Annotated in this window: 18 protein-coding genes and 1 pseudogene; 13 read left to right on the top strand and 6 right to left on the bottom strand. The window is 62.3% G+C overall.

The genetic code is table 11. The features are described from left to right. Positions 1-38: 38 nt before the first annotated feature. A complete protein-coding gene (locus ASG57_RS19945; RefSeq protein ID WP_082529013.1) occupies positions 39-923 on the bottom strand; it encodes an MBL fold metallo-hydrolase in 885 nt (294 codons plus the stop codon). Positions 924-1,016: 93 nt separating this feature from the next. On the opposite strand from ASG57_RS19945, the gene ASG57_RS19940 reads away from it, so the two are divergent. The 4 genes and pseudogenes from ASG57_RS19940 to ASG57_RS19930 all read left to right on the top strand — a co-directional run bounded on the left by ASG57_RS19940 (position 1,017) and on the right by ASG57_RS19930 (position 2,706). After that, on the top strand, positions 1,017-1,349 hold the full coding sequence (locus tag ASG57_RS19940) for an ArsR/SmtB family transcription factor (protein WP_057197109.1): 333 nt from the start codon (positions 1,017-1,019) through the stop codon (positions 1,347-1,349). 18 nt (positions 1,350-1,367) lie between these two features. Further along, positions 1,368-1,597 (top strand): annotated as a pseudogene (locus ASG57_RS40065) (rhodanese-like domain-containing protein); the annotation flags it as partial. Next, on the top strand, positions 1,578-1,910 hold the full coding sequence (locus tag ASG57_RS40060) for a YgaP family membrane protein (protein WP_422866743.1): 333 nt from the start codon (positions 1,578-1,580) through the stop codon (positions 1,908-1,910). The pseudogene ASG57_RS40065 and the gene ASG57_RS40060, both read left to right, overlap by 20 nt. Before the next feature lie 16 nt (positions 1,911-1,926). Continuing rightward, a complete protein-coding gene (locus ASG57_RS19930) occupies positions 1,927-2,706 on the top strand; it encodes a sulfite exporter TauE/SafE family protein (RefSeq protein ID WP_057197108.1) in 780 nt (259 codons plus the stop codon). A 216-nt stretch (positions 2,707-2,922) separates the two neighbouring features. On the opposite strand, the gene ASG57_RS19925 is transcribed toward ASG57_RS19930, so the two are convergent. Both ASG57_RS19925 and ASG57_RS19920 read right to left on the bottom strand, forming a co-directional pair. After that, complete coding sequence (locus ASG57_RS19925; protein WP_057197107.1) at positions 2,923-3,450, bottom strand: cytochrome b; 528 nt, start codon at positions 3,448-3,450, stop codon at positions 2,923-2,925. 78 nt (positions 3,451-3,528) lie between these two features. Beyond that, a complete protein-coding gene (locus ASG57_RS19920) occupies positions 3,529-4,365 on the bottom strand; it encodes a COG4705 family protein (RefSeq protein WP_082529012.1) in 837 nt (278 codons plus the stop codon). Positions 4,366-4,688: 323 nt separating this feature from the next. On the opposite strand from ASG57_RS19920, the gene ASG57_RS19915 reads away from it, so the two are divergent. The 6 genes from ASG57_RS19915 to ASG57_RS19890 all read left to right on the top strand — a co-directional run bounded on the left by ASG57_RS19915 (position 4,689) and on the right by ASG57_RS19890 (position 9,117). After that, the gene (locus tag ASG57_RS19915) at positions 4,689-4,937 is read left to right on the top strand and encodes a PilZ domain-containing protein (protein WP_057197106.1); all 249 of its coding nucleotides are present in this window, start codon (positions 4,689-4,691) and stop codon (positions 4,935-4,937) included. An 8-nt stretch (positions 4,938-4,945) separates the two neighbouring features. Further along, complete coding sequence (locus tag ASG57_RS19910; RefSeq protein WP_057197105.1) at positions 4,946-5,500, top strand: phosphatase PAP2 family protein; 555 nt, start codon at positions 4,946-4,948, stop codon at positions 5,498-5,500. Positions 5,501-5,666: 166 nt separating this feature from the next. Then, complete coding sequence (locus ASG57_RS19905; RefSeq protein WP_057197104.1) at positions 5,667-6,026, top strand: PepSY domain-containing protein; 360 nt, start codon at positions 5,667-5,669, stop codon at positions 6,024-6,026. 144 nt (positions 6,027-6,170) lie between these two features. Continuing rightward, positions 6,171-6,959: a COG4705 family protein gene (locus tag ASG57_RS19900; protein ID WP_057197103.1), complete on the top strand. Its 789-nt coding sequence runs from the start codon at positions 6,171-6,173 to the stop codon at positions 6,957-6,959. Positions 6,960-7,028: 69 nt separating this feature from the next. After that, positions 7,029-7,706, top strand: a complete 678-nt coding sequence (locus tag ASG57_RS19895; RefSeq protein WP_057197175.1) for a winged helix-turn-helix domain-containing protein — start codon at positions 7,029-7,031, stop codon at positions 7,704-7,706. Further along, a complete protein-coding gene (locus tag ASG57_RS19890; protein WP_155248690.1) occupies positions 7,693-9,117 on the top strand; it encodes a HAMP domain-containing sensor histidine kinase in 1,425 nt (474 codons plus the stop codon). Before ASG57_RS19895 ends, ASG57_RS19890 begins: the two co-directional genes overlap by 14 nt. Before the next feature lie 435 nt (positions 9,118-9,552). Here the strand turns inward: ASG57_RS19890 and ASG57_RS19885 are convergent, their stop codons facing one another. Both ASG57_RS19885 and ASG57_RS19880 read right to left on the bottom strand, forming a co-directional pair. Beyond that, on the bottom strand, positions 9,553-10,614 hold the full coding sequence (locus tag ASG57_RS19885) for a HoxN/HupN/NixA family nickel/cobalt transporter (RefSeq protein WP_057197102.1): 1,062 nt from the start codon (positions 10,612-10,614) through the stop codon (positions 9,553-9,555). A 7-nt stretch (positions 10,615-10,621) separates the two neighbouring features. Beyond that, positions 10,622-10,900 carry a metal/formaldehyde-sensitive transcriptional repressor gene (locus ASG57_RS19880; RefSeq protein WP_024342019.1) on the bottom strand — a complete coding sequence of 93 codons (279 nt, stop codon included), beginning with the start codon at positions 10,898-10,900 and terminating at the stop codon, positions 10,622-10,624. Between the two features lie 107 nt (positions 10,901-11,007). Here ASG57_RS19880 and ASG57_RS19875 point away from each other — a divergent pair, with 107 nt between their 5' ends. The 3 genes from ASG57_RS19875 (at position 11,008) to ASG57_RS19865 (ending at position 15,762) form a co-directional block, all read left to right on the top strand. Beyond that, positions 11,008-11,289 carry a metal-sensing transcriptional repressor gene (locus ASG57_RS19875; protein ID WP_024342020.1) on the top strand — a complete coding sequence of 94 codons (282 nt, stop codon included), beginning with the start codon at positions 11,008-11,010 and terminating at the stop codon, positions 11,287-11,289. 188 nt (positions 11,290-11,477) lie between these two features. Beyond that, positions 11,478-12,521, top strand: a complete 1,044-nt coding sequence (locus tag ASG57_RS19870) for an efflux RND transporter periplasmic adaptor subunit (RefSeq protein ID WP_244490938.1) — start codon at positions 11,478-11,480, stop codon at positions 12,519-12,521. Position 12,522: 1 nt separating this feature from the next. Beyond that, positions 12,523-15,762, top strand: coding sequence for an efflux RND transporter permease subunit (locus tag ASG57_RS19865; protein WP_024342022.1), 3,240 nt, complete (start codon positions 12,523-12,525; stop codon positions 15,760-15,762). Between the two features lie 745 nt (positions 15,763-16,507). On the opposite strand, the gene ASG57_RS38770 is transcribed toward ASG57_RS19865, so the two are convergent. Next, positions 16,508-16,813 carry a DUF2127 domain-containing protein gene (locus ASG57_RS38770; protein ID WP_200948571.1) on the bottom strand — a complete coding sequence of 102 codons (306 nt, stop codon included), beginning with the start codon at positions 16,811-16,813 and terminating at the stop codon, positions 16,508-16,510. Between the last annotated feature and the right edge of the window lie 7 nt (positions 16,814-16,820).

Genomic DNA, 16,820 nt, shown 5'->3' with positions numbered 1-16,820 from the left:
CCGGCCGGTGCCGCGGCATGACGCGCGATGTCTCAGGCCTATACGCAGGTCTGCGCCCCGCCCTTCAGCTTCACTGGGATCGTGAGATAGCGCACCCCGTTGGCTTCAGCCGACGGGAATTTGCCGGCGCGAATGTTGACCTGAATGGAAGGCAGCAGCAGCCTCGGCGCCGACAGTTTGGTGTCGCGCGCCTCCCGCATGGTGACGAATTCGTCTTCCGAAACGCCTTCCTTGACGTGGACGTTGTTCTCGCGCTGCTCGCGTACCGTGGTCTCCCACGCGAAAGTGTCGCGGCCGGGAGCCTTGTAGTCGTGACACATGAACAGCCGAGCTTCCTGCGGGAGCGACAGCAGCCGCTTGATCGACCGGTAGAGCTTGTGAGCATCGCCGCCCGGGAAGTCGGCGCGTGCGGTGCCGTAATCAGGCATGAACAATGTGTCGCCGACGAACACGGCATCCTCGATCTTGTAAGAGATGTCCGCCGGCGTGTGCCCCGGCGTGTAGAGAACCTCGACGTCGAGTTCGCCGATCTTGAAGCGCTCGCCGTCGCGGAACAGATGATCGAAGTCGCTGCCGTCGGTCTTCAAGTCGGTGGCGTTGAAGATCGGCCGGAAGATGCGCTGCACGTCCTTGATGTGCTCGCCAATCCCGATCTTCGCGCCGGTCTTCGCCTTGATGAACGGTGCGCCCGAGAGGTGGTCGGCATGCGCGTGGGTCTCCAACACCCATTCGACAGTGTTGTCCGCCTCTTCGGCGGCCACCAGCATCGCCTCGACGGAGCGCGTATCCACCTCGCCGGAATTGTGATCGTAGTCGAACACGGGGTCGATGATAGCGGCCTTTTTCGTGGCCGGATCGGCGACGAGGTAGCTCACCGTGTTTGTCGGCTCGTCGAAGAACGATCGGATGATTGGCTGTGACATTCTGGAACTCCCTGATGCCATTGTTCGGTTGGTCTTGACGGATATATTAGCAATATCTAATTCAGCAATGACTGAAATAATGGGAACAGGGCGGTGGCCTCAGCAACGTTCGATCCGGAAACTTTCGAAAAGCAGGCGGTTGAGGTTGCCTCCATCCTGCGCGCTCTCGCCAATGAGCGTCGGCTGATGATCCTGTGCAGGCTCTTTGAATGCGGGGAGGACAGCGTGAGTTCCCTCGCCGAGGCCGTCGGCCTTTCGCAATCGGCGTTCTCGCAGCATCTCGCGAAGATGCGCGACGAGGGTCTCGTCACTTTCCGGCGGGAAAGCCAGACGCTCTGGTATCGCATCGCCGATCCGCGCATCGAGCAGCTCTATGCCACGCTGCACAAGCTGTTTTGCACGCCCGTCAAAGCCAAGAGCAGATAAGCCAAGAAGGAACTAGGAATGTCGCTACGGACTATCAACCCGATGGACGCCCGCCGTCTTCTCGACGAGGGCGCCACCCTCGTCGATATCCGCGAAGCAGACGAGCACGCGCGCGAGAAAATTCCGGGGGCGCGAAACCTACCATTGTCGAAACTCGACGAAGCCGATGTCGGGGGCATCACAAGCCGATCATCTTTCATTGCAAGAGCGGCGCCCGTACCCAAGCCAATGCGCCGCGGCTCGCCGCAAAACTCGATGCCGCTTGCGAGTCCTTCGTCGTTGATGGCGGGCTCGACGCTTGGCGCAAGGCTGGTGCCGGTCGTGACCGACCGACGGCTGCCGATCGAGCTTCAGCGGCAGGTGCAGATCGGGGCCGGAAGTCTCGTCTTCGCTGGCACGCTGCTCGGCCTTTTGGCCTCGCCTTGGTTCTTCGCCGTGCCGGCTTTGGTGGGTGCCGGACTGATGACGGCCGGGCTCACAGGCTTTTGCGGCATGGCCCGCATCCTCATGCGGGCGCCTTGGAACCGCGAAGTTTACGGCGCGCCGGCGCGAGCCGCATGAAGGAGGAGTTGTCGCCATGCTGTCCCTGACCCAAGGCGCGCTCGGTCTGGCCTCCGGCTCGCTGGTAGGCTTCTCGCTGGGCCTGGTAGGAGGCGGCGGTTCCATTCTGGCGGTTCCGCTGCTGATCTATCTGGTTGGGGTAGCGGATCCTCATGTCGCGATCGGGACGAGCGCGATCGCCGTCGCGGCAAACGCTGCCGCCAACCTGGCGAATCACGTCCGCGCCGGTAACGTGAAGTGGCGCTGCGCCTCGGTGTTCGCGCTTGCAGGCATAGCTGGCGCCTTTCTCGGCTCCACTCTCGGCAAGATCATCGATGGCCAGAAGCTGCTCGCACTTTTCGCCATCGTCATGTTGGTGGTGGGCGCGCTAATGATGAAAGGCCGCTCTGGCGAGGGCGAGCCGTCGGTGAGGCTCAATCGCGAAAATCTGCCGAAGCTTGTGGCCTTCGGCCTCGTCACGGGATCCTTATCCGGCTTCTTCGGGATCGGCGGTGGCTTTCTGATCGTGCCCGCCCTGATCGCAGCCACCGGCATGCCGATCTTGTACGCGGTGGGTTCCTCACTCCTGGCGGTCACCGCGTTCGGGCTGACAACTGCGGCGAACTACGCCTTGTCCGGCCTTGTGGATTGGTCTCTCGCCGGGTTGTTCATCGTCGGCGGCGTTCTCGGCGGGCTTCTCGGCGCCCGCTCCGCGACCTCCCTCGCTGGCCGCAAAGGCGCGTTGAACACCGTGTTTGCGGCGCTCATATTCGCAGTCGCAATCTACATGCTGGTCCGCAGCCTGGGTCTGTTGTGATGGACCTTGGCAGGCCGGCTGTTCCGAACGTGACCGGGCGCGAAAGCCATGAGAGGCGTGGCCGCCCCCTCAAGGAGGGGCCGGGCTCCTGAACGGTTGGCCTTCCAGCTGGTCGCTCGATGACGCGCCCGGCATGGAAATCTATCTGATTCCGAGATCCCGCGGATGAAGCTGCGATGCTCCACACCGCCCGCGAACGCGCGCGACGAAAGGGCTCTATCGTAGCATCCGCTGCACGACCCCATCGCGGTACAGCAGGATGTGCAATAGGGCTGCCGACACATGGATAACGATGAACGCCAGCAGGGTCCATTCCATGGCTTGGTGGAGGCCATCAATGGCTCGAGCGGCGGTCGCATCGACAGAACCCAGCATCGGCAGCGGTGTCAAGAACAAGAAGGAGACCGACCAGCCACGAAAAGAGGCGAACAGCCATCCCGTGAGCGTCGTCGCGAGCACCAGCGCGTAAAGCGACCAGTGCACCATTTCCGAGCTCAAGCGCTGCCAGGTGGACAGCGAGCTCTCTGGCGCGACAGGATGGGCAAGCCGCCATGCGAACCGCAGCAGCATTGCGGCCAGGATCAGGATCCCCAAGCTGGCGTGGAGGGTCATGCCGATGCCCGGCTGCTCGCCGCGGTGAATGTCCGGCATCAGCCATCCAATCGAATATTGCGCGAGCAGCAGTACGACGACGAGCCAGTGAAGAACTCTCGCGGTGGTGCCGTACTGCAATGGGGTTGTCATCCGCATGTCCTGCACAGGCTTGCTTTGGGTGCTGCTTCACCTGACGCCGGGCCGCGTTTTGCCAGGTGGGCTGAGGGTTTAGACCGCATCGCTGGCGAGGCGCCCTGCCGGATGTCGGCCGGCCCGCTGAGGGAAAATCAAGAGGCAGGCGACGATGAAGACGGCAATCACGGCCGAAGCGATAGGGCGGCTCAGGTGCAGACCGCCCTGGCTGACGGGCTTGTCGAAGAAGTCGCCCACGGTCGCGCCCAATGGTCGTGTCAGGATAAACGCAGCCCAGAACAGCAGAACACGTGAAACTGTGGTCCGATAATACAGCGCTGCGAGGACGGCAAGTCCTGCCGCAAAGACAATCGCCCCTCCTTCGTACCCAAGCCCGGTCGAATCGGCCGTCCAGTCGCCCAGAGCGGTGCCCAGGGTTTGCGAGAAGGTGATCGCCGCCCAATAGAATGCCTCGACCTTTGGCGTGTTCACGGTGTCGACGGAGATCGATCCCTGCGACCAGTACCACAAACCCAGGGTAAAGATGACGCAAGCAAATAGGATCGAGGAGCCGCCAGCATAGCCGATACCGAGCGAGCGATCGGCAAAATCAGCCATGGTCGTGCCGGCCGTGGTCGATGCGATGATGGTGGCCCAGTAAAGGAACGGGTGGAACCTCTTCGCTGCGGTCTGCAGCACAACCAAGACCGCAAGGATCGAGAGAAACAGCGCGGTGCTGGCGAGGTACCCCCAATGCAACGTCATGCTAACGGTATCGCCGCCGGTCTCGCCCAGCGTGGTGGCGGCGATCTTGATCACCCAGAACGAGAGAGTAACCGCCGGTACTTTTGTGGCAAAATCCTGCAGTTCGATTGAAGCAGACGGTGATGAGAAGTCCTGCCCTGCATGGCGACCGGCATTTCTCTCTTGCATGTGAGCACCTCCTGATTTGAACGACGCGACAACGCGCAGAGTGCAATCTGTTCTCCTTCCGCGAGGTTACGGGCTCTATACAATTTCGTATTCTGCGGACTGCAAGGCGGCGCGAGGGCAGACTTGCAAACCGCAAGTCGAATGCTATCGCCTCATCCGGAAGATCAGGACTGCGAGCGTCGCATACATTAAAACCGCCCCCTGCTCGCCAGAACTCGTCGAGCCGACATTACAAATCGGTATAGTTTTGGTGAAGGCCCCGTCAGGTGTCGACTGCTAGGCTCCTGTTCTCGTCGGATGGATCGCGCCGAGTTGGGGCAGTCATGGAGAAGCGGCAAGCGGACAGACGGCGCACCTTCAAGGGTGGCAAGATTGTTTTCAACCACGGGCGCTCAATCATCGACTGCACCATCAAGAACTTGTCGCAGGGTGGCGCTGCGCTGAATGTCGAAAACACCTGCGGAATTCCGGACGAGTTCATCCTTCTTGTCAACGCCGACAAAGCGCGAAAGGCCTGCCGGGCCGCCTGGAGAACGCAAACCCAGATTGGCGTTGCTTTCCTGGAGGCTTAGCACCACGCATGCGACAAGGTCTCGATATCGCGCTTACTCAGTGGCTCAACAGCTCGGCCGGACATCGTCCTATGCTCGATTGGTTCATGATCGGGGTGACGGATTTCACGATTCCGGTCATGGTTCTGGCGGTCGCGGTGCGGTGGTGGCAACGCGAGGACAGGGCAAACGAGAGGATGCTCGCGGTCGACGCCGGACTGACCTTTCTTTTCGGTCTCCTCATTAACCAGTTTATCCTGTTGTTTGTAAGTCGTCTCCGCCCCTACGAGCTAGGTATAACCCATCTCATCGTCGCACGCAGCTCCGACCCCTCCTTTCCTTCAGATCATGCCACGGCCGCGATGGCGATCGTCGCCGCGACACTGCTGCAGCATCGCCGGCTCCGCGCGCTGATCTTGGCGATTCCGGCGGCGCTGCTGATGGTCTCGCGCATCTACGTCGGAACGCACTACGTTTCGGACGTAGTCGGCGGCATGGGCACGGCGCTATTGGCGGCCATCGTGATGCGCGCGACGGTCGCCTTGCGTCAGCCGATCACCGAGGTGATCATCCGTTTTCCATAATGGATTTTAGGGTCCCGAGGCGGACCGCATATCGCGGCACCCTCGCGATATCCGGGCGATCATTACCAAAACGTATAGCGTCGGTCGATTTCAGGCAATGCTCTCCCGGTCATGGTTCGGCCTATCAGCGAAGCCTTCGCTTCGCGGCGGACGAAAGGAGACACCAATGCTCCGCACCAAACTTATGACCGCTATCCTGGCCGGTACCCTTGCCTCGGGCGCGATCGGCGGCTCAGTCGCGGCTTACGCCAAAAACCGCGATGCTCCGACCGACGAAGCGGCGGTCATGGCCAACGCCAAGGTCAGTATGGCAGAGGCCATGGCAACCGCAGAACAAGCGGTCGGCGGCAAGGCCGTCGGCTCGGGCATCGAGGATCAAGATGGTACGGTCTATCTCGAAGTGCAGGTCCTCAAGGGCGGCACCCGCCACGAGGTGCTGATCGACCCCCAATCGGGCAAGGTGGTGAAAACCGTCACTGCCCACAACGAGCAGAACGAGAACGGTCACGAAGGCGACGACGACTGATCTCGACGACTGGGGCCGCTACACGGCGGCCCCAGTTCCTTCCTCTCGCGCATCTTCCCGAATGTTTTTTGACCCTCGGCTTGCGCGTCGAACGCGCGGGAGCCGTACGCAATTGGCAGCAGTTCTCGAATAGGAGCCGATCCGATGCATGCAACCCAGCCGCCCCTAAGCGCCATCTACAATCGCGTACCGAAGGTAACAGTCGACTTCTGGTTGATCAAACTGATGGCTGTGACCGTCGGCGAGACGGCGGCAGACTTCCTCAACGCAAATCTGGGTCTCGGCCTCTCGAAGACATCCTTGCTGATGAGCGGGCTCTTGCTCGCCGTGCTGATGGTGCAGTTTGCGCAGAAGAGATATGTACCCTGGATCTACTGGGTGACCGTGGTTCTGGTCAGCATTGTCGGCACCCTGCTCACCGACAGCCTTGTCGATCACCTCGGCGTCAGCCAAGAGGCCGCCAGCATCGGCTTCGCCATCGCGCTCGCGGCAACCTTCGCCGTATGGTATCTGGCGGAAAGGACCCTTTCCATTCATACCATCTACACCACCCGGCGCGAACTGTTTTACTGGCTGGCCATCTTGTTGACGTTCGCCCTCGGCACGGCCGCCGGAGACCTCGCCGCTGAAGGCCTGAACCTGGGCTATCTGCAGGCCGGGCTGGTGTACGGCGCAGTCATCGCCGTTATTGCATTCGGCTATTTCGGGCTGAAGATGAACTCCATCCTCGCATTCTGGCTCGCTTATATTGTGACGCGCCCGATGGGCGCATCCTTCGGCGATCTCCTGTCGCAACCGATCGGAAATGGCGGCTTGGGACTTGGCACCGTGATCACGAGCGCGGTGTTCCTGACCGTTATTGCCGGCGTGATAGTCTATATGACGCTCAGCCACGAGGGCGAGGAGGCCGTTCCGGTCGAGCGGCGCGTTTGACGACGCGCCGGCATTGTAGGATCGTACCTGATCGCGAGGCGGCTGCTCATGCGATGGGAGATGCAGGCGATGCGTGTTCTTGTAATCGAGGACGACGCCGAGACGGGGTCCTATCTCAGGCGGGGCTTGCGGGAACAGGGTCACGTGGTGGACATCGCGACAAATGGTCGTGACGGGTTGTTCATGGCGACCAGCGAGGCCTACGATATCCTGATCGTCGACCGGATGCTTCCCCATCTCGACGGCCTCTCGGTGGTCAAGACGGCCCGTGCGACGGGACTCAAGACCCCAGTGCTCTTTCTGACAACGATGTCTGGCGTCGGTGATCGCGTCGAAGGCCTCGAGGCCGGCGCGGACGACTACCTCATCAAGCCGTTCGCGTTTGCCGAGCTGTCGGCTCGGATCAATGCCCTGGCCCGACGGCCGCCAATGGCCCAAGTCGAGACCGTGTTGAAAGTCGCGGACCTGGAGATGGACCTGATCAGCCGAGAAGTGCGCCGCGCCGGTCTGGACATCGACTTACAACCCCGCGAATTCCGTCTGTTGGAGTATTTGATGCGCAATGCCGGTCGGGTCGTAACGCGCACGATGCTCTTGGAGAGTGTCTGGGATTTCCATTTCGATCCGAAAACGAACATCGTAGAAACTCACATTAGCCGGCTGCGGTCAAAAATCGATCGCGGTTTCGACACTGAGCTGATCGAGACGGTTCGCGGTTCAGGATACATTCTCCGTGCCCGCCCCTAGACTTTTTAGAAGCACGGGGTTCCGCTTCGCTCTGCTTCACACGGTCGTCTTCGTACTGTCCGTCTCTGTCATCGCCTGGGTTGCCGAAATCACGGTGACGTCCGCTCTTGAGCATCAGGCGCGGGACCGCATGGACGCGGAGTCTTCGTCGCTGCTGGCCGAATATCGGCGCCACGGCATGGAGGGCTTGCGCTCTACGATCGAGGAGCGATCTTCGGCCGCCAAGCGGCGTCTGCATTATGCCATTGTCAATGCCGAAGGCCACGTCCTGATCGGTGAAAGCTATCTGGCTGAATTTGCCGCAACGTCGACCGCACGACCGAAGATCGTGCCTCGGTCCCATGGCGAAGACGCAACCGACCAGATCCTGGTGGAGTCGACTGCATTGGCAAACGGCTTGACGCTCGTCGTTGCCGACAATCTCGAAAGCGTCGAGGACGTCGAAGATGTGGTCCTGAATGGGTTTTTCATCGCGCTCGGCCTTGCACTCGTGCTCGGTCTGGCGGCTGGGATCCTCTTCACCCGCTCGCTGCTCAAGCGGGTTGACCACGTCAGCCGGACTGCGGAAGCAATCATTGCCGGCGACTTGTCTCAGCGCATCGCCCTGACGGGCTCGGGCGACGACTTCGATCGGCTTTCCGCGACCTTGAACACGATGCTCGATCGCATCGCGGATTTGCTTGAGAGCCTGCGACAGGTCTCCAGCGATATTGCCCACGATCTCCGGACACCGCTCACTCACCTGCGCCAGCGCCTCGAGTCCGCCAAAGCGCGGGCGTGCTCGCCAGTCGATTATCAACGTGCCATCGATCAGGCCATCGAGAACGCAGACCAGCTCCTCGAGACATTTTCGGCACTCTTGAGAATCGCGCAAATCGAGGCCGGGGCTCGACGCGCGTCGTTCCGTTTGGTCGATCTGGAGGAGGTCATGCGGACGGTTGCGGATGCTTACGAGCCGACAATCGAGGACGGCGGCCGAGCTTTGGAGTTGCAACTTGCCGACGAGCTTCCGATCAATGGCGACCGCGAGCTTCTGATCCAACTCTTTTCCAACCTGATGGAAAACGCGCTGCGGCATACACCGACGAAGACGCGCATCGTCTTGCGCGGATTTCACTCGCGCGGCACAGTCATCGCGGAGGTGAGCGACGACGGTCCCGGCATCCCGGAACCCGAGCGAGATCGCGTGTTCCGGCGATTTTACCGCCTGGAGCGGAGCCGCACCACGGCGGGAAACGGCCTTGGACTTAGTCTGGTTGCTGCCGTTACCGATCTCCATCAAGCCGTGATTGAACTGTCCGACAACAAACCAGGTCTCAAGATCACGCTGCGATTTCCGGATGCGAGCTCTGGAACGGGTGCCGGACGCGAGAACGGCTTGGCCGTATCTTGCGTCTCTCACAGTGAATAAGCGAGGTCGACGCGCCTGACGCGACCTTCGGCCAGATTGCGAAGGAGGCTGGCGAAAAGTCGCCGGTCGAGCCAGTACGGATTCTGTTTGCATCGATCGTTGGCGAGCGCACGAAAACGTCGAAGCTGGCGGTAATGGCCTCCACTCAGACATCCCGCCGTGTCGCAGAAAGGTAACGCCCTCGCAGTGAAGGTACTGCAGGTGCACTTCGCTGCGAAGGTAGGTCACGAAGGAGTGGGCCGCGCTGGGTTTCGATGGGCATTTGGCAAGGACAGCCTGACGTATGGAGCCGATGTGATGTGGATTCCACGGCGGATCGGCGGCGATCTGAGCGGCTACGGCGCTAGGCGGGGTGCGACGACCACAGCAATCGAGAGCAAGCGTGCGCCCATCCCTGGTCTCCTGCTTGACACCAGGCCTCTTTCTCCGCGCATCCTACAAGACGAGTTCGTGCACGCCCATCCACCCCGTGTAGAGCCCGACGAGGACGATCAAGGCTGCAGACACATAGGGGGCCCCGTGGGCGAAGCGGCTGAAGCCGCGCCAGTTCCGCTCGACGTGTCGCAGGCTGAGGGCCGCAAGGACGCCGGCCGATACCATGGTGATTGCCAGGCCGATGCCGAAGCATAGCACCAGGAGGAAGCCGAGAGTGAACTGCTTCAACTGGATGCAGAGCAGCAGAACGGTGATCGCGGCCGGACAGGGAATCAGCCCGCCGGTAAGACCGAAGAGAAGGATCTGCGCGGTCGTAGCCGTGCGGCCCGCGAAGCGCGTCCGGATGTCGGCCGCATGGGCGCGCGCGTGAGCGTCGTCCTCGTCGCCCAGATCGATGTGGTCGTGATCGTGTTCATCGAACAGAACCTCGGCGGTGTCGCCGGCGAGTGCGACGCGCGCCTTGAACGCGTGCGGCTCCGGAATTTCATCAAGGCTCTCTAAGTATCCGTACTTGGCGACGAACCCGAACGATTGCTCGGCGCCGTCCTCACGGATCGTCGTCACCCGGATGCCGCCGGCTGGCGGGAGCGCGCCGGTGTCGTTCCGCATTCGCCAGCGCGGCGGCGCGTCGTCTTCGTTGATCTGCAGCGAGAGCGACTGTCCGGCCAGCGAGACGGAGTGCGGCTCGTCGTGATGGTGGTGGTCGTGCTCCTCGTTCTGCTCGCTCCGGGTGCGCCAGACCATCCAGCCGGCTATGCCGATGATGATGACGGCCGACGCGAGTTGCAGGTAGGCCTCGCTGCGTTCGCCGGAGAGTTCTTGGCCGAAGTAGAGGCCCGCGAGCGCAATCGCCCAAACGATCGCCGTGTGGGAGATGGTCGCGGACAGACCAAGGAGCGCGGCCTGAAGCACGGTGCCCCTGACGGCGACGATGAACGCCGCCATAATGGTTTTGGAATGACCGGGCTCGAGACCATGCAGCGCGCCGAGGAGGATCGCGCTAGGCACGAACAGCCATGCGTTTGCGCTGCTCTGCTGGAGCAGTTGAGACAGGTCAGGCATCTCCGGCTCACTTCAAGTACGTTCGGACGACCTCGATCAGGTCAGCTGCGCCCTTGGCTTTTTCCGGATCCTTTTCGTGCGCGGGATCGACGACGTGATGGCGGATGTGATCCTCGAGCAGTTCCGTGGTCAGACCGCCGACGGCGCCCCGGACCGATGCGACGAGCATGAGTACGTCGGCGCAGCCCAGTTCCGCCTCCAGAGCCCGCTCGACCGCGTCAAGTTGTCCCTTAATGCGCCGGACGCGGGCAAGGAGCTTTGACTTGTGTGTGATGGTGTGCGACATGCACCATAAGATAGGGGGGTATCCTATGATAGTCAACTACGATACCGCAGTCAGTTTCTGCCCCTTCCAGATTAGGAATATCCCCTCCACGAGGATAGGATATAGGGATGACGAAGCAGCACGCCCATGAAAGCCACGTCCGGATCGTCAAGCGCCTGAAGCGCGCGGAGGGTCACCTTCGCCGCGTCATCGAGATGTTCGACGACGGGCGCTCCTGCCTGGACCTGGCCCAGCAGCTTCACGCAGTCGAGAAGGCGATCACAGAAGCGAAGCGGACGCTGATCCACGATCACGTCGACAACTGCCTCGACGTCGCGGCCAACGGCGGCTCCTCGAAGCCGACCAAGACCGTACTCGCCGAGTTCAAGGCGATCTCGCGCTATCTATGACCGGGAGTCGCCCGATGTCCTCTCGAAACTCCCTATGGGTTCTCGGTCTGGCCGCCATCGTCGCGGCGGGCGCGTTCGCGGCCTGGGAGCCGGGCGCGCCGGCGCTACGCAAGACGGTGGGCGTAGCCGCAGCCGGGCCGCCGCAGCCACCCCGCCCGCAGGCGGAGGAGCGCAAACCCATCATCCGGATGGACGAAGAGCGGATTGCCTTGGCCAAAATCGAACAGACCAAGGCCGGACCGGCCACGATTGCGACGAGGCTGTCCGTCCCGGCCGTCATCGCGCCGGACGCCGACCGGGTGGCCCACGTATCGGTGAAGCTGTCGGGAACGGTCGCCGAACTCCGCAAGAACATCGGCGACGAGATCGCGAAGGGCGAGGTTCTGGGCGCGTTGGAAAGCCGGGAGGTCGCCGACGCCAAGAGCGAGTTCATGGCGGCCCGCCTGTCCAACGATCTGCAGCAGGATCTGACAGCCCGCGACAAGTCCCTTTGGGAAGGCCGGGCGGTGCCAGAGCAGCAGTACATCAAATCGCGCAACGCTGCCGCGCAGACGGCGATGCGCCTCGACATCGCACGGCAAAAGCTGCTTGCGCTCGGTATCGAGGAAAGCGAGATCGCCTCGATCTCTCACGCGCCCGAGGGGGCGCTGCGGCTGCAGAACATCCGGGCGCCGATTTCCGGGCAAGTGGTCGAACGCAAGGTGGAGCGCGGAGCCGCCGTCGGAAGAGACAGCCTCGAGACCGAGCTCTTTGTCATCATCGACCTCAGCAGGGTCTGGGTCGAGATGACGGTCAACTCGTCCGACCTCCCCGCGGTCCGAGAAGGGCAGGAGGTTGCGGTCTCCGTCCGAGGTGGAAGCAGCGTAGGGACGGGCAAAGTCATCTTCGTCAGCCCGTTGCTGGACAAGGAAACGCGGGCCTCGCGCGTCGTCGCCACCCTGGACAATCCGGATCGGCTCTGGCGTCCCGGATCCTTCGTGACGGCGGCGATCGCCGTGGAATCGCGCCAGGTCCCTGTGGTGGTGCCGGCGACCGCCGTGCAGACCGTGGATGGACGGAAGGTCGTGTTCGTGCGGATGTCGGAGGGATTCGAGAAGCGGGACGTCGTGCTCGGCGGCCGCGACGATGGGATGGTCGAAGTGACGTCCGGACTCGCCGCCGGCGAAACAATCGCGTCATCGAATACCTTTCCACTGAAGGCCGAGCTCTCCAAGCCTGGCGACGAGGACTGAGATGATCGCGCGTATCGTCGAATTCTCCGTCCGGCGCCGCTGGCTGGTTCTGCTGGTAGTGCTGGTCGCTGCGGCGACCGGCCTCTGGTCGCTGACAAAGCTGCCGATCGACGCCGTGCCGGACGTGACCAACGTCCAGGTGCAGGTGAACGCGGTGGCGCCGGCGCTGACGCCGGTCGAGATCGAGAAGCAGGTCACGGTCGCGCTGGAGACGGCGCTGGCCGGCATTCCTGGCCTGGAGTCGACGCGATCGTTCTCCCGGAACGGCTTTGCTCAGGTAACCGTCGTCTTCGTGGACGGCACGAACATCTACTTCGCGCGGCAGCTCGTCGCCGAGCGCATCAACGACGCCAAATCCTCGTTGCCCCCGGGGGTGGAAGTGAAGATGGGGCCGGTCTCGACCGGCCTCGGCGAGATCTATTGGTGGGCGGTCGAATACGAAAAGCCTGGCGCCACGGCGCCCGTGCGTGATGGCAAGCCGGGCTGGCAGAGCGATGGCAGCTATCTCACGCCGGAAGGCGAGAGATTGACTGACGACTTTCGACGGACGGTCTACTTGCGGACCGTGCAGGACTGGATCGTCCGGCCGCAGATGAAGACGGTACCGGGCGTGGCCGGCGCCGACGCGATTGGCGGATTCGTGAAGCAGTATCAGGTGCAGCCGGATCCAGCGAAGCTGATCGCGTACGGCCTTTCATTCAAGCAAGTCATCGATGCAATCGAAGCCAACAATGCCAGCAGAGGCGCCAACTACATCGAGCAGAACGGTGAAGGGTACGTGGTCCGCGCCGCCGGGCGCGTCGCGAACGTCGAGGACATCAGACAGATCGTGGCCTCGACCCGCAATGGGGTGCCGGTGCGGATCAAAGACGTCGCCGACGTCACCATCGGGAAGGAGCTGAGAACCGGAAGCGCCAGCGTCAACGGACGCGAGGTGGTCCTCGGAACAGCGCTGATGCTGATCGGCGGGAACAGCCGCACCGTTGCTGCCGCGGCGGACTCCAAGATTAAGGATATCAGTCGGGCGCTGCCGCCGGGCATACACGCCCGGACAGTGCTCAATCGCACTCAGCTCGTCGACGCCACGATCCTCACGGTCGCGACTAACCTGGCGGAAGGAGCGCTGCTGGTGATCGCCGTGCTGCTCCTGATGCTCGGCAATTTCCGGGCGGCCCTTATCACTGCGTGCGTCATTCCCATCACCATGTTGCTGACCGCGACGGGCATGCTGCGGGGGCACATCAGCGCGAACCTGATGAGCCTTGGCGCGCTCGACTTCGGTCTGATCGTTGACGGCGCGGTGATCATCTGCGAGAACAGCCTCAGGCACCTCGCCGAGCGGCAGGTCGCCCTGGGACGGACTCTGACGCGCGACGAACGGCTCAGGACGATCTCCGATTCCGCGGTCGAGATGATCCGGCCGACCGTCTACGGCCAGCTCATCATCATCCTCGTCTACGTCCCGCTGCTCGCCTTCACCGGCGTGGAGGGCAAGACGTTCGAACCGATGGCCCTGACGGTGATGATCGCACTGGCGATGGCCTTCGTGGTCTCCCTGACCTTCGTCCCGGCGGCGACGGCGATCACCCTGACAAAGTCCGTAAGGGAGACCGAGAACTTCCTCGTCCGCCGACTGAAGGAGGCTTATGAGCCGATCCTGTCGCGAAGCATCGCAAGTCCGGGCGTGGTCGTCGCGTCGGCGGCTGTGCTCTGCGCCGCCTCGCTCGCCTTGTTCTCACGTCTGGGACAGGAATTCACGCCGACGCTCGACGAAAAGAACATCGTCATGGAGGTGAAGCGCGTGCCGAGCACGGCCTTGGCCCAGTCGCAGGCCATGCAGCTCGAGATCGAAAAGGTGATCAGCAAGTTCCCGCAGGTCGCCTTCGTGTTCTCCCGCACCGGCACGCCGGATCTGGCGGCCGATCCGATGCCGCCGAGCGCGTCCGACACCTACATCATCGTCAAGCCGCAAAGGGAATGGCCCGACCCCTCGATGACGAAGGACGATCTCATCCAGGCCATCGAGGTGGAGGCGACCAAGCTTCCCGGCAACAAGGTCGGCTTCTCGCAACCGATCGAGATGCGCTTTAACGAATTGATCGCGGGGGTCCGTGAGGATCTCGGCGTCAAGGTGTTCGGCGACGACTTCGCGGACATGCAGCGTACGGCAGCCCGCATTGCGGACGTCCTGCGGAAGATCGATGGCGCCGAAAACGTGAAGGTCGAGCAGACCACCGGACTGCCGTTCCTTGACATCAAGATCGACAAGGCCGAAATCGCAAGGCGCGGCCTCAATCTCGCAGACGTCCAAGACCTGGTCGAGACTGCTATCGGCGGGCGCGCAGCGGGGCTAGTGTTCGAGGGGGATCGGCGCTTCCAGATCGTGGTTCGGCTGAACGACGCGCTGCGCGGCGACATTTCCGCGCTTGAGAACCTCCCGGTGCCGTTGCCGCATTCGAATCCGATCGCACCGGCGGCGACCGTACCCCTGCGTGCGGTCGCGTCGTTCGAGCAGACCGAAGGGGCCAACCAGATCAGCCGAGAGAACGGCAAACGGCGCGTCGTCGCCACCGCAGAGGTCCGCGGGCGGGATATCGGATCGCTAGTCACCGAAGCGCAGGAAAAGGTCGCGGAAGGGGTGAAGCTGTCCCCAGGAAGCTACTTGGCCTGGGGCGGACAGTTCGAGAACTTCTCGGTCGCGCGCCAGCGGCTCGCCATCGTCGTCCCCGGATGCTTCGCGATGATCTTCCTGCTGCTCTTTGGGGCGCTCGGGTCGGCACGCGATGCGCTACTGGTTTTCAGCGCCGTGCCGCTCGCCCTGACCGGCGGAATTGCCGCTTTGTGGCTGCGCGGCATGCCGTTCTCCATATCGGCAGCTGTCGGCTTCATCGCATTGTCCGGTGTAGCCGTGCTCAACGGTCTGGTGATGTTGACCCAGATCCGGTCGCTGATCGAGCGAGGGGTGGCGCCTGTCCGGGCGATCCGCGACGGAGCCCTGACACGCTTTCGCCCCGTCGTCATGACAGCTCTCGTGGCCTCGCTCGGCTTCGTGCCGATGGCGCTGGCAACAGGGACGGGCGCGGAAGTGCAGAAGCCGCTTGCCACGGTCGTCATCGGCGGATTGCTGACGGCGACAGTACTCACGCTCGTGGTACTACCAGCACTCTACGCAAGGTTCACGAGGCGACAGCAGATCAGTTCTGTTCTTGAACGAAGTGGAATGCCTCGGGCGGCTGAATGATCGGACAGGCCAATTTCTTCGGCCTTGGTCCCACATCGGAGGGCATCTTAGTGGCCTCCGCGGCCGCACTCAGTTCGGTAGTCACGCGCACACCCTCTAGGGCCCTTCGTGGGCAGGCGACTAGTGAATTCTGCCGCGCCCGACTTCCCCGCAAGCGCTCGTGTACGCCGGCATCGGCTGCAGATCCGGGAATGCTCATGCATTTTGGGCGTGCCCTGCCCTTCGTCGGCCATGAGCCGGCACGTCGCGGCACATATGTCGAGCATCCTGCAGATCATCTCCTCGTCGGAGGCCGTCTGGAGGGTCGCAGATGTCGGCACAGCCCAAGCGCACTCGGCTAGATGTGGGTCATTGAAAGCCTCCCGTCATACCGGCTGTTGTCCACGTCGATGGTGCTGATAGAGCCTGCGACGCTCAATCCTTTGCCAGCTTTGAGCAGGTTCTTTGTCGTCGCAAGACTTGCCTGTGCCACTTTCACTCTGGCGAGGGCCGGCAGGAGTGGTCCTTGCCCTAAATCGTCGATCTTGAAGCGCGGTTCGCCGGCCGCCACCAATGTCGGAAACCGACACTCCGATGGGCGATATTTCCTGTGCCTGCCTCGACGATCCCCGCGCCGGCGAAATAGGACTCAAAGGATACCTTTGGCGGTGAGACAGCAGCTAGGGCGATGCGCGGCGATTGATTGCCCTGAATCACTGAGGCGCCTGGCAACGGCAAGGCCGGCGACTGCATGAATTGTCCGGGGCTATGGGCCGATCGCTGCATGATGCTTTTGCAAATGGCGGTACTCGTGCCATGTCAACCAAATCACGACTACATCCAATAGCGTGATCAGCAAGAGCCAGACCGAATGGGTATGGCTAAATCTGTAGAGCTGATAGAGAATGAAGGACACAAATACGACAATTGCCGCTGGGTAATACCACAGCTTTTGGCGCAGCAGTCCGGCAATGAGTAAGGCTTTGGTTATTCCGTGGCTGAGCAGACATATCGACGCGAAATTTTGGGTGTCCAGCGAGAAGCTGTGTGCCGTCTGGAGCAGATTGCGCACGACGACG

The organism is Bradyrhizobium sp. Leaf396, assembly GCF_001424605.1.
Classification (GTDB): domain Bacteria; phylum Pseudomonadota; class Alphaproteobacteria; order Rhizobiales; family Xanthobacteraceae; genus Bradyrhizobium; species Bradyrhizobium japonicum_C.
The sequence above is the reverse complement of the archived record's forward strand: the minus strand, read 5'-3'. Positions and strand labels throughout refer to the sequence as shown.

Bases quoted from the DNA above. Each gene is read 5' to 3' on its own strand.
- ASG57_RS19945 (WP_082529013.1), bottom strand. From the start codon at position 923: ATGTCACAGCCAATCATCCGATCGTTCTTCGACGAGCCGACAAACACG.
- ASG57_RS40060 (WP_422866743.1), top strand. From the start codon at position 1,578: ATGCGCCGCGGCTCGCCGCAAAACTCGATGCCGCTTGCGAGTCCTTCG.
- ASG57_RS19930 (WP_057197108.1), top strand. From the start codon at position 1,927: ATGCTGTCCCTGACCCAAGGCGCGCTCGGTCTGGCCTCCGGCTCGCTG.
- ASG57_RS19925 (WP_057197107.1), bottom strand. From the start codon at position 3,450: ATGACAACCCCATTGCAGTACGGCACCACCGCGAGAGTTCTTCACTGG.
- ASG57_RS19920 (WP_082529012.1), bottom strand. From the start codon at position 4,365: ATGCAAGAGAGAAATGCCGGTCGCCATGCAGGGCAGGACTTCTCATCA.
- ASG57_RS19915 (WP_057197106.1), top strand. From the start codon at position 4,689: ATGGAGAAGCGGCAAGCGGACAGACGGCGCACCTTCAAGGGTGGCAAG.
- ASG57_RS19910 (WP_057197105.1), top strand. From the start codon at position 4,946: ATGCGACAAGGTCTCGATATCGCGCTTACTCAGTGGCTCAACAGCTCG.
- ASG57_RS19905 (WP_057197104.1), top strand. From the start codon at position 5,667: ATGCTCCGCACCAAACTTATGACCGCTATCCTGGCCGGTACCCTTGCC.
- ASG57_RS19900 (WP_057197103.1), top strand. From the start codon at position 6,171: ATGCATGCAACCCAGCCGCCCCTAAGCGCCATCTACAATCGCGTACCG.
- ASG57_RS19895 (WP_057197175.1), top strand. From the start codon at position 7,029: ATGCGTGTTCTTGTAATCGAGGACGACGCCGAGACGGGGTCCTATCTC.
- ASG57_RS19885 (WP_057197102.1), bottom strand. From the start codon at position 10,614: ATGCCTGACCTGTCTCAACTGCTCCAGCAGAGCAGCGCAAACGCATGG.
- ASG57_RS19880 (WP_024342019.1), bottom strand. From the start codon at position 10,900: ATGTCGCACACCATCACACACAAGTCAAAGCTCCTTGCCCGCGTCCGG.
- ASG57_RS19875 (WP_024342020.1), top strand. From the start codon at position 11,008: ATGACGAAGCAGCACGCCCATGAAAGCCACGTCCGGATCGTCAAGCGC.
- ASG57_RS19870 (WP_244490938.1), top strand. From the start codon at position 11,478: ATGGACGAAGAGCGGATTGCCTTGGCCAAAATCGAACAGACCAAGGCC.
- ASG57_RS19865 (WP_024342022.1), top strand. From the start codon at position 12,523: ATGATCGCGCGTATCGTCGAATTCTCCGTCCGGCGCCGCTGGCTGGTT.